10 protein-coding genes are annotated in these 12,987 nt (G+C 63.9%); 4 read left to right on the top strand and 6 right to left on the bottom strand.

Annotated elements, in window-relative coordinates:
• The first annotated feature begins 104 nt into the window (after positions 1-104).
• The 3 genes from IDM28_RS01535 to asd are packed head-to-tail and all read left to right on the top strand — an operon-like array spanning position 105 to position 3,369.
• Positions 105-1,640 (top strand): HDOD domain-containing protein, encoded by a 1,536-nt coding sequence (locus IDM28_RS01535; RefSeq protein WP_181107302.1) that lies wholly within the window; start codon positions 105-107, stop codon positions 1,638-1,640.
• Positions 1,641-1,686: 46 nt separating this feature from the next.
• The gene (locus IDM28_RS23715; RefSeq protein ID WP_218195358.1) at positions 1,687-2,496 is read left to right on the top strand and encodes a rhodanese-like domain-containing protein; all 810 of its coding nucleotides are present in this window, start codon (positions 1,687-1,689) and stop codon (positions 2,494-2,496) included.
• A 9-nt stretch (positions 2,497-2,505) separates the two neighbouring features.
• Positions 2,506-3,369, top strand: coding sequence for an archaetidylserine decarboxylase (gene asd / locus IDM28_RS23710; protein WP_186700664.1), 864 nt, complete (start codon positions 2,506-2,508; stop codon positions 3,367-3,369).
• A 91-nt stretch (positions 3,370-3,460) separates the two neighbouring features.
• Here asd and serB read toward each other — a convergent pair whose 3' ends face one another.
• A complete protein-coding gene (gene serB, locus IDM28_RS01525; protein WP_101315883.1) occupies positions 3,461-4,675 on the bottom strand; it encodes a phosphoserine phosphatase SerB in 1,215 nt (404 codons plus the stop codon).
• A 135-nt stretch (positions 4,676-4,810) separates the two neighbouring features.
• Between serB and IDM28_RS01520 the strand changes: the two genes are divergently transcribed.
• Complete coding sequence (locus IDM28_RS01520; protein WP_188035216.1) at positions 4,811-6,283, top strand: histidine kinase; 1,473 nt, start codon at positions 4,811-4,813, stop codon at positions 6,281-6,283.
• A 114-nt stretch (positions 6,284-6,397) separates the two neighbouring features.
• On the opposite strand, the gene IDM28_RS01515 is transcribed toward IDM28_RS01520, so the two are convergent.
• From IDM28_RS01515 to parE, 5 genes are all read right to left on the bottom strand, one after another.
• Positions 6,398-7,108: a membrane integrity-associated transporter subunit PqiC gene (locus tag IDM28_RS01515; protein WP_101315879.1), complete on the bottom strand. Its 711-nt coding sequence runs from the start codon at positions 7,106-7,108 to the stop codon at positions 6,398-6,400.
• A 173-nt stretch (positions 7,109-7,281) separates the two neighbouring features.
• Positions 7,282-9,540 carry a DNA topoisomerase IV subunit A gene (gene parC, locus IDM28_RS01510; RefSeq protein WP_188035215.1) on the bottom strand — a complete coding sequence of 753 codons (2,259 nt, stop codon included), beginning with the start codon at positions 9,538-9,540 and terminating at the stop codon, positions 7,282-7,284.
• Positions 9,541-9,550: 10 nt separating this feature from the next.
• Entirely contained in the window at positions 9,551-10,069 is a 519-nt protein-coding gene (locus tag IDM28_RS01505; RefSeq protein ID WP_103435839.1) for a TIGR02281 family clan AA aspartic protease, read from the bottom strand.
• Complete coding sequence (locus IDM28_RS01500; protein WP_401181842.1) at positions 10,066-11,049, bottom strand: esterase-like activity of phytase family protein; 984 nt, start codon at positions 11,047-11,049, stop codon at positions 10,066-10,068. The genes IDM28_RS01505 and IDM28_RS01500 overlap by 4 nt, the downstream gene beginning before the upstream one ends.
• Positions 11,049-12,953, bottom strand: a complete 1,905-nt coding sequence (parE, locus tag IDM28_RS01495; protein WP_101315871.1) for a DNA topoisomerase IV subunit B — start codon at positions 12,951-12,953, stop codon at positions 11,049-11,051. Before parE ends, IDM28_RS01500 begins: the two co-directional genes overlap by 1 nt.
• Between the last annotated feature and the right edge of the window lie 34 nt (positions 12,954-12,987).

Here is a 12,987-nt window from a genome sequence, read left to right as displayed (position 1 = left end):
CAGGGTCGGGGACGGGAGCTTGAAAACTCTTCTTCTACTTATCGGCAGAACTGCGCCAGACTATAGCCACTCCAAGTGAAAAGCCAGTTCGGACTGATGTCAAAATGCCAATTGAAACCAAGGTACCAAGTCAGACGCCACGCACTTTAGACCGCTGGATAAAACTGCTGGATGACGTGCGCCTGCCCGTGCCCAAGGAAAGCCACGACCGGGTACTGGCGGCCATCAATGACAACCGTCGGTCATTGCGCGACATCGCCGAACTGATGCAGGACAGCCCCGCCTTGGTGCTGTCGGTCATGCGTGAGGCCAATCACTCGGCCAACGCCAGCCAGGCCGAGCCGGCCGAGAGCCTCGAAGTTGCCCTCAATCGCCTCGGACTTGAGCGCAGCGCACAGCTGCTGGCGCGCCTGCCGGCCTTGCCCGGCGATGACATTCCGCCAGTACTGCGCCAGTTTCTGTTGATCAGCCAGCATGCCGCGCAGCAGGCCAGTGGCCTGTTCGCCAGCCGCCTGGCGCGGCTGTGGCAGGAGATTCACTGGGGCAGCTTGCTGTTCCTGTCGCCGCTATGGCCGATGGCCGTGACCTACCCCAAGCTGCTCGACACCTGGGAGCTGCGGGTCATCCACAAGGGCGAAAACGCTGCCGAGGTCGAGATCGAGCTGTTTGGCGTACGCCTGATGGAGCTGTGCCAGGCGGTCGCCCTGCACTGGCGCCTGCCGGAGTGGGTAACCCAGGGCTACCGCCTGCTTACCAGCGAACGCGAACAATTGGCTCAGGTATTCAACATTGCCCGCGAGACGGACAGCCTCGAGCAGCAGCATCGGCTGGATGAAGAACCAGGCCTGCGCCGCTGGTTCAACCAACCGGCCAACACCGTATTGCTGGCCAACGGCCTGGCACTGGCGGCGCAAGTCGGCTGGGACAACCCGCACCTGCTGCGCTGGCAACTGCTGACCGCGCTGTATTTGCAGACCTCGCTGGACGACGTCCAGCAGCAGGTTCACCAGCAAGCCGCCGCGAGTGCCCGCCATCACGCCCGTCACGCCCTGTTCCACCCGGCCGAAGCGTTGATCTGGCCATGGCAGCAGCGCCGTCCGCACCCGGACATGCTCACACCACCGCCGCCGCCTGCAGAAAACCTGGAGCGCTGGCGCTCGCTGTGCGCCGAAATGCTGGCCCAGCCCAGCCGCTTCAGCAATGCCGTGCACCTGGCTACCCACGCCCGCGATGCACTGCTCGCCTGCGGCATGCAGCGGGTACTGCTGCTGACCTACGACAAGGCCACTGATGCCTTGCGCGTGCAGCAGACTGCTGGCCTGCCCAAGGAAGCAGCTGCACTGAACCTGGCAGTCAAACAGAACAAACTGTTACAACGCTTGACCAGTCAGGCCGGGCAATTGCGCTTGACGCCGGACAACCACGCCCAGTTCGCCGCCCTGCTGCCAGCGCCGATCAATGCCCTGTTCCCCAGCGAGCACCTGCTGCTGCGCTCGCTGGCGGTCAATGGCCAGGTAATCATGCTGCTGCTTGCCGATCAGGCGGGCCGCCCGCTGGCCGACGTCAGCGTGCAGGCACTGGGCAAGACCGCCCAGTGTATCGAGCGCGCTCTGGCTACCTTCGCCACCCGCAGTAGCTGAGCCTTACGCTACAATCGCCCCCTCGCGTTCCACCTGGAGACTGTGGATGACTGATTTTTCCGGCTTGCCGCTGGTTATCGAAGCGCAGGACCTGTTGCCACGCCTGGGCTCGCCCGCGCTGATCGTGGTCGACCTGACCAGCGCCAACCGCTATGGCAGTGGCCACGTACCCGGTGCGCGCTTCGTCGACCCCAAGCGTACCCAGCTGGGCCAACCGCCGGCGCCTGGGCTACTGCCGGCGCGCGCCGACCTGGAAAAGCTGTTCGCCGAACTCGGCCATCGTGACGATGCCGTCTATGTGGTCTACGACGACGAAGGCGGTGGCTGGGCCGGGCGTTTCATCTGGCTGCTGGATGTCATCGGTCATGCGCAGTATCACTACCTCAACGGTGGTATCCAGGCCTGGCCGGCTGATCAGCTGTCGACCGAGACGCCCGCCAGCGCCACCGGCTCGGTCAGCCTGACCATAAAAGACGAGCCGACCGCCACCCGCGAATACCTGCAGAGCCGCCTCGGCGCTGCCGACCTGGCCATCTGGGACGCTCGCGCGCCGGGTGAATACCGGGGCGAGAAAGTGCTCGCGGCCAAAGGCGGGCACATCCCCGGCGCCGTCAACTTTGAGTGGACCGCAGGCATGGACATGAATGACCACCTGCGCATCCGCAAGGACATGGCCGAGATCCTGCAAAATCTGGGTATCACTCCCGACAAGGAAGTGATCACCCATTGCCAGACCCATCACCGTTCAGGCTTTACCTATCTGGTGGCCAAGTCCCTCGGCTACCCCCGGGTCAAGGCGTACGCCGGCTCGTGGGGCGAATGGGGCAACCATCCGGACACGCCCGTAGAGGTTTAAGGAAATTCAATGAAATCGCGTTTGTTCATCATCAGTCAGTACCTGCTGCCGCACCATCTGCTGTCACGCCTGGCCGGTTGCGTTGCCGAGTGCCGCGCGCGCTGGTTCAAGAATGCCTTCACCGCCTGGTTCGCCAAGCGTTATCAGGTCGATATGTCCGAAGCGCTGGTCGAAGACCTCAGCGCCTATGAGCACTTCAACGCCTTCTTCACCCGCGCCCTGAAGCCAGGTGCGCGCCCGCTGGATGAAACTCCAGGGGCCATTCTGTGCCCGGCCGATGGCGCCGTCAGCCAACTCGGGCCGATCGAGCACGGCCGCATCTTCCAGGCCAAGGGCCATGGTTACAGCGCGCTGGAGCTGCTCGGCGGCGATCCGGCGCTGGCCGCACCGTTCATGGGCGGCGAGTTCGCCACCATCTACCTGTCGCCGAAGGACTACCACCGCGTGCACATGCCGCTGGCCGGCACCCTGCGCGAGATGGTCTACGTGCCAGGCCGGCTGTTCTCGGTCAACCAGACCACTGCCGAAAACGTACCGGAGCTGTTTGCCCGCAACGAGCGCGTGGTCTGCCTGTTCGATACCGAGCGCGGGCCGATGGCCGTGGTGCTGGTCGGGGCGATGATCGTGGCTTCGATCGAAACCGTCTGGGCGGGGCTGGTCACGCCGCCCAAGCGTGAGCTGAAGACCTTCCGCTACGACGAAGCCAGCCGCACACCGATCCACCTGGAAAAAGGCGCCGAACTGGGCCGTTTCAAGCTCGGCTCCACTGCCATCGTGCTGTTTGGCCCGGAGCAGGTGAAGTGGGCTGAAAGCCTCGGTGCCGGCTCTGCCGTGCGCATGGGTGAACTGCTGGCGGTACCGACCGCAGTCTGATCCGCCGCCTACGAAAAGGCCCCGCATGGCGCAAACCATGCGGGGCCTTTTCGTTTGTCGGGACCGCTCTGCGGCCCCTTACGGGCTCAGATCAGCCGCGAGCGTCGCGGTCGCGCAAGCCGAGCAGATACAGCACACCATCCAGACCAAGGGTCGAGATCGCCTGTTTGGCCGACTGGCGCACCAGTGGTTTGGCGCGGAAGGCCACGCCCAGCCCTGCCAGCGACAGCATGGGCAGATCGTTGGCGCCGTCGCCTACAGCGATGGTCTGTGCCAGTTGCAGGCCTTCCTTGCTGGCCAGCTCCTGCAACAGGTCAGCTTTACGCTGGGCATCGACAATTGGCTCGATGGCCACGCCTGTGACCTTGCCGTCGACCACTTCCAGCTCGTTGGCGAACACATAGTCGATACCCAGCCGCGCCTGTACCTGCTTGGCGAAGTAGGTAAAGCCACCGGACAGGATGGCGGTCTTGTAACCCAGGCGCTTGAGCTCGGCGAACAGGTTTTCGGCGCCCTCGGTCAAGCGCAGCGATGCGCCGATCTCGTCCAGTACCTTAACGTCCAGGCCTTTGAGCAACGCCATGCGCTCCTTGAAGCTGGCGCGAAAATCCAGCTCGCCGCGCATGGCCCGCTCGGTAATGGCGGAAACCTGCTCGCCGACGCCGGCGGCCTTGGCCAGCTCGTCGATGACTTCGGCTTCGATCAGCGTCGAATCCATGTCGAACACCGCCAGCCGGCGGTTGCGGCGGAACAGGTCATCCTTCTGGAAGGCGATATCCACGGCCAGCTCTTCAGACAACGTGAAGAACGCGGCACGCAGGGCCTGAGCATCACTCGGCTCGCCGCGCACAGAAATCTCCAGACACGCTTTGCCGTGCTCGCTGTCGGCGTTCAGCGCCACCCGCGCCGACAGGCGTTCGATGCGCTCGATGGTCAGGCCATACTGGCTGATGATCGCACTGACCCGCTGCAGCTGCTCGGGGGTGACCTTGCGGCTGAGCAAGGTGACAATCTGCCGGGCGTCGCCCTGGCCATCGGCCCAGTGCTGGTAGTCAGCCTCGGAAATCGGTGTGTAGCGTGCCTGCAGATTGAGCTCGTGGGCCTTGCTCTGCACGCTGTGCAGCAACTGCGTGGCGACTTCGTTATCCGGGATATCGACGAGGATACCGAACGACAAAGTGCCGTGCATCACGGCCAGGCCGATGTCGAGAATGTTCACACCGCCCTGGAGCAGGACGCCGGTGATGGCGGCAGTGAGACCTGGGCGGTCTTCACCGGTGATGTTGATCAGAACGATTTCGCGCACAACCTGGCTCCGACTTCGATGAAAAATGCGCATTCTACCGACTTTCGGTGACTATCGGGCGCCACTTGCACTTTGCCGACAAATGCCGGGTCGCTATACTGCGCAGCACTTTCTCGTCATAAAGAGCCGCGCTCTGTGAACCGGCCCACGCCAGTTAAATCCGATAACTTCTTCCTGATGCTGTTCCATGCTCTGCGCCAACGCCGCGTACCCTTGGCATTGCGTATCGCCAGCACCAATATTTTCCTGGTGGCCATGGCGCTGGTGATCTATGCCTGCGTGATGGGCCTGCAGTTCAAGCAGGCCATGCATGAGCAGGCGGACGCCCTGGGGCAGAGCCTGACCATCCAGACGGCCACCTCGGCGACCGAGCTGCTGGTGTCCAACGACATCCTCAGCCTCAACGTGCTGCTGGGCAATCTGGTGAAGAACCCGCTGGTGGCCCACGCCGCCATCTACAGCGTCGACAACCGCATCCTCGCCGAGGCCGGTCAGCGCCCGAAAAACACCCTGCTGGGTGAAGCCGAAGGCCTGTACCAGACCAAGATCACCTTTCAGGACGTGACCGCCGGGCAACTGCGCATCAGCCTGGACATGAGCGAGTTCCAGCAACCGATGCTGATCAGCTTGCAGAGCATGGGTATTCTGGCGGGGATCCTGCTGGTCTTGGCCCTGACCCTGAGCCTGCGCCTGGGCCGCTACATCTCCACGCCGCTGCTGCAGCTGCGGGTCTGGCTGCGTGATCCGCACCCGTACACCCCGGCCATCGATCGTCAGGACGAGATCGGCGACCTTGCCCGTCAGTTGCATGCCCGCCTCGCGCCACCGCCGCCGCCTGAGCCGGAAGAAGAGGAAGAGCACGACGACGAGCATGACTTCGCCGACCTTGATCACGCCCCGGCAACCACCAGTGTCGCTGCCCGCAGCCGGGCTATTGCCCAGCAGGATGAGGAAGACGATGAAGCCTTTGCCGGCCTGATCGACGTCGAGCAAAGCAGCGCCAAGCCGGTTGTGGCCGCGCCCGTCTCGACCGAACCGCAGTTCAGCGCCGTACTGGCCGTACAGCTGGGTTCGCAGGAGCAACTGCGCCGCCTGCCGCGCACGCGCCTGACCGAGCTGCTCGAGCGTTATCGCGACTGCCTCGAGCAGGCTGCTTCGCTGTATGAAGGTGAAACCTTCACGCTGACCGACGGCAGCACCTTGCTGCTGTTCCACAGCCGCGAGACGGGTGAAGACTACCTGACCAATGCCATCTGCTGCGGCGAGCTGCTGCGCGCCCTGGGCCATGCCCTGCAGATCGAAGTGGCCGATAGCGGCATCACCTTGCAGCTGCAACTGGGGCTGACCGTGGGTGATGACCTGCAAGGACTCGAGCAGGTCGATCTGCTGATGACCGAAAAAGCCCAGGATGCCCTGGCCCTGTCGCAGCACAGCCGCAACCTGCTGTTGGTCGAGCGCAAGATCACCGATGATGCGCTGGTCCGCCAACGCGCCCGCATCCGCCCGATTGCCAGCCCTGAGGGTGCGTGCTGTGTCGAGCGGTTGATGGAGCCGTACCCGTCGATGCTGGAGCGGCAACTGGCGCGCATGCACGAGCGCCGGGCCTGAGGATTGGTCCACCCAGTGGGAGCGGGTGAACCCGCTCCCACAACCCGCACAAACAAAAAGGCCGCCCCCACAGATCTCTGCAGGGGCGGCCTTTGCAAGCGCCTCAATTCAAACTCAGAACCTGAACACTTCCATATCGGTACGCACCGGCGAAGCAATCGGGATCTTCGACTTCTCTGGGGTCTTCTTGACCTGCACCGGCGCCGCCGGCTTCTTGCGGGTTTCTTCAGCCAGGGCCGGCTGATTGGCAAGCGGCTTGACCGCGTTGCTCAACTGCTCGGCCAGCTTCTGCAACAACTGCCCTTGCGCCTGCACCTGGGAAGACTCGCTGCCCTCATGCGGTTGCTCAAGGTGCACTATGCGGTTGTCACGCACGTTGCCGCGGCGATCCAGCAGGCGCCACTGTGCATCCAGAATGGCCGGCTGATCCTTGCCCGAATCCAGGCGAGTGATCGACAGCAGCACCTGCACGTCCGGCGCAAAACCACTGCTCGCCGGCGCCAGCACCACCCGTTGGCTGTCCAGGCGCCAGGCCAGCTGGCGCACCAGCAGCTGGTCAATATCCGAAGACAGGCTGCCCGCCCAACGACCGTCCGTCGCCGAAGTCAGGCTGCCGTCTGCCTGGCGCTGCAAAAAGGTCTCGCGCTGCAGGTAGTCAGCCACCGAAACCGGGCCCAGCACCACAGCCATACCGGCACTCTGCGAAGGCTGGCCAGGTTCACCACTGTCCAGCTGATACAGGGCTACCGGCTGGTGCACACTGCACCCGCCCAGGCCCAGCAGGCCGGTCATCAACAGCGCAAATGGAAAGCGCGGAAATTTCATCATCCCATCCAGGTGGCAGCCATTCGGCATACCGCAGTGATACACATGTAGAGTCTTTGGGGCGCTCGGCCACGCCGGCGCCGCGAGCGCCTATCATCCGCGAAAAGGTCGTCCGACTCCAGTAGTTCCGCCGCGAACAACGCCGAAAGTGCCGGTTCAGACGACTCGCCTGGTTAGCTCGAAGCTTCCACCAGCAGCCCATCGACGCGCTGGAAGCCGCGGGGCAGCTTGCTGCCTCGCCGACCGCGTTCGCCCTTGTAATGCTCCAGATCATCTGGTTTGAGCGACAGGGTACGCTTGCCAGCCTGCAATACAAGGGTCGAACCCTCGCTGATGACGGCCAGGTCGGTGACGTACTCCTCGCGACTGGCAACCCGGTCGCCCGGTACGCCAATGATCTTGTTGCCCTTGCCCTTGCCCAGCTGCGGCAGGTCGGCGACCTTGAACACCAGCAAGCGGCCTTCGGTGGTCACCGCCGCCAGCCAGTCCTGCTCGCGGTTGCTCACCGGCCGCGGCGGGATCACCTTGGCGCCATTGGGCAGGCTGAGCAAACCCTTGCCGGCCTTGTTCTTGGCCTGCAGGTCTTCGCCCTTGACCACGAAGCCGTAACCCGCGTCGGAGGCCACCACATACAGGGCGTCGTCCTCGGGCAGCAGCACGCACTCGAAGGTCGCCCCCGGCGGCGGTGTCAGCCGCCCGGTCAGCGGCTCGCCCTGGCCACGGGCCGAGGGCAACGTGTGCGCGGCCACCGAATAACTGCGCCCGGTGGAGTCGATCAGCACGGCAAACTGGTTGGAGCGCCCAGCCGCAGCGGCCTTGAAGCCGTCACCGGCCTTGTAGGAAAGCCCTGTGGCATCGATGTCATGGCCCTTGGCGCAACGCACCCAGCCTTTTTCCGAAAGCACCACGGTGACCGGCTCGGTCGGCATCAGCTCGTTTTCCGAGAGTGCCTTGGCTTCGCTGCGCTCGACAATTGGCGAACGGCGGTCGTCGCCATACTTCTCGGCATCTTTGATCAGCTCGCTGCGCACCAGCTTTTTCAGCTTGGCATCGGTACCCAGCAGGGCCTGCAGCTTGGCCTGCTCTTTAAGCAGTTCGTCCTGCTCACCGCGGATTTTCATTTCTTCCAGGCGAGCCAACTGGCGCAGGCGCGTCTCAAGGATGTATTCGGCCTGGATCTCGGTTAGTTCAAAGCGGGCAATCAGCGCCTGCTTGGGGTGCTCTTCGGTACGGATGATGTGGATAACTTCATCCAGGTTGAGAAACGCCGTGAGCAAGCCGTCCAACAGGTGCAGGCGCCGCTCGACCTTGTCCAGGCGGTGCTGCAGGCGCCGGCGCACGGTGCCGACGCGGAACTGCAACCACTCCTGCAGCAACAGCCGCAGGTTTTTCAGTTGCGGCCGGCCATCGAGGCCGATGATATTGACGTTGACCCGGTAGCTGCTTTCCAGATCAGTGGTGGCGAACAGGTGCTGCATCAGCTCGTCGGCATCGACCCGATTGGAGCGCGGGATGATCACGATTCGGCATGGGTTCTCATGATCGGACTCGTCGCGCAGGTCAGCCACCATTGGCAGCTTCTTGGCCTGCATCTGCGCAGCGATCTGCTCGAGCACCTTGGCCCCGGAGACCTGGTGCGGCAAGGCGGTGACGACAATGTCGCCATCCTCGACGCGGTACACCGCACGCATGCGGATCGAGCCTTTGCCGCTCTCGTACATCTTCAAGATGTCGGCACGCGGCGTGATGATCTCGGCTTCGGTCGGATAGTCCGGGCCTTGAATGTGCTCGCAAAGCTGCTCGATGGTCGCTTTCGGCTCGTCGAGCAGGCGCACACAGGCGCTGGCGACTTCGCGCAGGTTGTGCGGCGGCACATCGGTGGCCATGCCCACAGCAATACCGGTGGTGCCGTTGAGGAGGATATTCGGCAGCCGCGCCGGCAGAACCGACGGCTCCTGCAGAGTGCCGTCGAAGTTGGGCACCCAGTCGACCGTGCCCTGGCCGACTTCGTCGAGCAGCACTTCGGAGTAGCGCGACAGGCGCGCCTCGGTATAACGCATGGCCGCGAACGACTTCGGATCGTCCGGCGCACCCCAGTTGCCCTGGCCGTCGACCAGGGTATAGCGGTAGCTGAACGGCTGCGCCATCAGCACCATGGCTTCATAGCAGGCCGAGTCGCCGTGCGGGTGGAACTTGCCGAGCACGTCGCCGACGGTACGCGCCGACTTCTTGTGCTTGGAATCGGCATCCAGACCCAACTCGCTCATGGCATAGACAATGCGCCGCTGCACAGGCTTGAGGCCGTCGCCGATATGCGGCAGGGCGCGGTCCATGATCACGTACATGGAGTAGTTGAGGTAGGCCTGTTCGGTGAAGTCAGCCAGGGAACGGCGCTCGACGCCGTCGAGACTGAGTTCCAGTGAGTCGCTCATGCGGGCCTCGTCATTTCAGGTTCTGGCGCAACAGCATGCTGCCGCCGCGCTGGGTAAATTCAAGTTGTTTGAGGGCGCTCATGCCGAGCAGCACGGTTGTGCCGTCAAGGCCGGGCACCACCAGGGCGCGTACGCCCTGCAGGCGGATATCACCCAGTTGCAGGCTGTCCAGACGGGTCCGGTAGCCTTCAGTGCGGCCATTGGCGGTACTCACCAGCACAGGCGCACCGCGTTGCAGCTCAAGGCCTTTGGCCAGCGACTCGGGGATGGCGACATCGGTCGCGCCGGTGTCGAGCATGAAGTGCACGGTCTGGCCGTTGATTGCGCCGTCGGCGACGAAGTGGCCCTGACCATTGCTCAGCAAGCGAACTTCGATGAAACCATCACCATGGGCCGACTCGGGTTGCGCATTGGGGTTGCGCTGCTGATCCTCCCAGACGCCAAAAAAGCGCGTGGCAAGAAACATCGCCGCCGCCCAGGCGAGAATCATCAGCACCCTGCCCGCGCGCTTGCCGGCCGGCTGGCTCATGGTTTGCCACTCCAGCCGCCTTGTGGCGCAGCAAAGCGCCAGACGATCGGCCGTACTTCGCCATCGCCGCGGGCGCCGTTGTTGTTGTCCACGCCAATCCAGGCGCCCTCGTCATCGATGATCAAGGCTTCGGCGACGCCAAACAGCTGGTCATAGCGGCGCGCCTCGGTCAGCGCATCGGCGGCAAACGACCAGCAGCGCTCGACGGCGCCGCTGTCCACGTCGCGCCGGCATACCCGGTAGGCATTACGCTCCAGGGTAAACAGCTTGCCGGCATACAGCGCCAGGTCGGCAAAATCGCGCGACACCGGCCGCGGCTTGTCCACTTGCGGCGGCTGCATCTCGACCCCAGCCTCGCTGAACAGCACACAGCTGCGCACGCAGGTCCACAGCGACTGCTGGCGTTGCAACGCAACCAGGCCGCGCCGCTCCCGTTCGGCGGCCAGCCATAGGCGATCGCCCGCCGGGTTGATCACCACCCCCTCGAACAAGCCATTGAAGCGCAGCAGCATGCCGCTGGCACGTGCCCGGCCAACCATCAACGGGTCGATCTTCAACCAGTTCGGCTCACCTTGCAGCGGCACCTGCAGCACCGCCGCATGGGATTCGCTGACCAAGTAGAAGTTACCCGCCTGATCGCAGCTGATACCTTCAAAGTCCAATTCACCACCGCGCACTGCGGCGACCGCCCAACTGCGCACCTTCAAGCCTAATGGCAAGCCACTGTCAGGTGCTGGCGGCGCGCTGAAGGGCATCGCTTCGGCCTGCCAGACGCCATCGCTCTGCTCGAAGCGGTAGATCCGGTCGTCATCGCGGTCGGATACACCCCAGAGCGCGCCACGGCACATCGCCAGGCCCGAGAGGTTGCCGCTGGGCATGCCGTCAATGGCGTGCTCGCTGCTCAGCTTCAGCTCCGGCCAGTCGCTCGCCAGACTCGGCAAAGCGACCAGGGCCAGTACTGCGGCAAGCAACCGAACAATCAAACCATGACCTCAGCCAGGTTGCCTTTGGTTTCCAGCCAGCTCTTGCGATCACCGGCGCGCTTCTTCGCCAGCAGCTTGTCCATCAGCTCGCAGGTGGCCTCGACGTCATCCAGAGTCAACTGCACCAGGCGCCGGGTGTTCGGATCCATGGTGGTTTCGCGCAACTGCGGCGGGTTCATCTCACCCAGGCCCTTGAAGCGGGTGACCTGCGGCTTGCCACGTTTTTTCTCGGCGACCAAACGGTCAAGAATGCCGTCACGCTCCGCTTCGTCGAGGGCGTAGTAGATCTCCTTGCCCAGGTCGATGCGGTACAGCGGCGGCATGGCGACGTAGACGTTGCCCGCCTCGACCAACGGCCGGAAGTGCTGCACGAACAAGGCGCAGAGCAAGGTGGCGATGTGCAGGCCGTCGGAGTCGGCGTCGGCGAGGATGCAGATCTTGCCGTAGCGCAGCTGCGACAGGTCGGTGGCACCCGGATCGACACCGATGGCCACGGCGATGTTGTGCACCTCCTGGCTGGCCAGCACTTCGCCGCCGTCGACTTCCCAGGTATTGAGGATCTTCCCGCGCAGCGGCAGGATGGCCTGGAATTCCTTGTCTCGCGCCTGCTTCGCCGAACCGCCGGCGGAGTCACCCTCGACCAGGAACAGCTCGGAGCGCATCGGGTCCTGGCCAGCGCAGTCGGCCAGCTTGCCGGGCAGTGCCGGGCCCTGGGTAATGCGCTTGCGCTCGACCTTCTTGCTCGCCTTGAGGCGGCGACCCGCGTTGCTGATGGCAAGCTCCGCCAGCTGCATGCCCAGTTCAGGGTGCGCGTTGAGCCACAGGCTGAAGGCATCCTTGACCACGCCGGAGACGAACGCCGCCGCCTCGCGCGAGGACAGGCGCTCTTTGGTCTGGCCGGAGAACTGCGGCTCCTGCATCTTCATCGACAGGACGAAGCTGATCCGCTCCCAGATGTCTTCCGGCGCCAGCTTGACCCCACGCGGCAGCAGGTTGCGGAACTCGCAGAACTCGCGCATGGCATCCAGCAGGCCCTGGCGCAGGCCGTTGACGTGGGTACCCCCTTGCGCCGTCGGGATCAGGTTGACGTAGCTTTCCTGCACGCTGTCGCCGCCCTCGGGCAACCACAGCAGGGCCCAGTCGACCGCTTCCTTGTTACCGGCCAGGCTGCCGCAGAACGGCTCGTCGGGCAGCCGCAGGAAGTCGCTGACCGAATCGACCAGGTACGAGCGCAGGCCGTCTTCGTAGTGCCACTCGACTTTCTCGCCGCTGGCCTTGTCTTCGAAGCTGATCGACAAGCCCGGGCACAGCACGGCCTTGGCCTTGAGCACATGCTTGAGGCGGCTGATGGAAAACTTCGGCGAGTCGAAGTACTTCGGATCTGGGCTGAAATACACGCTGGTACCGGTGTTGCGCTTGCCGACCGTACCGATCACTTCCAGCTCGGTGGCCTTGTAGCCGTCGGCGAAGGTCATCTGGTATTCGTTGCCGTCACGCTTGACCCGCACCCGAACCTGGGTCGACAAGGCGTTGACCACCGAGATACCAACGCCGTGCAGACCACCGGAGAACTGGTAGTTCTTGTTCGAGAACTTGCCGCCGGCGTGCAGTTTGGTGAGGATCAGTTCGACACCCGAGACGCCCTCTTCTGGGTGGATGTCGACCGGCATGCCCCGGCCATCGTCGCTGACTTCCAGCGAGTGGTCGGCATGCAGGATGACCTGCACCGAGCGGGCGTGGCCGGCCAGGGCTTCGTCGACACTGTTGTCGATGACTTCCTGGGCCAGGTGGTTGGGCCGGCTGGTGTCGGTGTACATACCGGGCCGTTTACGCACCGGATCGAGGCCGGAGAGGACTTCGATGGCGTCGGCGTTATAGGCGCTAGCGCTGGGGTTGGCCATGGGTTCTCGTCGTCAGTCTGGTGAATGCGAAAAA

Origin of the sequence: Pseudomonas sp. EZ-C24, from assembly GCF_014525325.1 — a bacterium.
GTDB lineage: Bacteria > Pseudomonadota > Gammaproteobacteria > Pseudomonadales > Pseudomonadaceae > Aquipseudomonas > Aquipseudomonas shirazensis.
This window is presented reverse-complemented; position numbering and strand designations above follow the sequence as displayed.

Excerpts from the sequence above, each read along its gene's own strand:
- IDM28_RS01505 (WP_103435839.1), bottom strand. The coding sequence starts at position 10,069 with ATGAGCCAGCCGGCCGGCAAGCGCGCGGGCAGGGTGCTGATGATTCTC.
- asd (WP_186700664.1), top strand. The coding sequence starts at position 2,506 with ATGAAATCGCGTTTGTTCATCATCAGTCAGTACCTGCTGCCGCACCAT.
- IDM28_RS01535 (WP_181107302.1), top strand. The coding sequence starts at position 105 with ATGCCAATTGAAACCAAGGTACCAAGTCAGACGCCACGCACTTTAGAC.
- IDM28_RS01515 (WP_101315879.1), bottom strand. The coding sequence starts at position 7,108 with ATGAAATTTCCGCGCTTTCCATTTGCGCTGTTGATGACCGGCCTGCTG.
- parE (WP_101315871.1), bottom strand. The coding sequence starts at position 12,953 with ATGGCCAACCCCAGCGCTAGCGCCTATAACGCCGACGCCATCGAAGTC.
- IDM28_RS23715 (WP_218195358.1), top strand. The coding sequence starts at position 1,687 with ATGACTGATTTTTCCGGCTTGCCGCTGGTTATCGAAGCGCAGGACCTG.
- parC (WP_188035215.1), bottom strand. The coding sequence starts at position 9,540 with ATGAGCGACTCACTGGAACTCAGTCTCGACGGCGTCGAGCGCCGTTCC.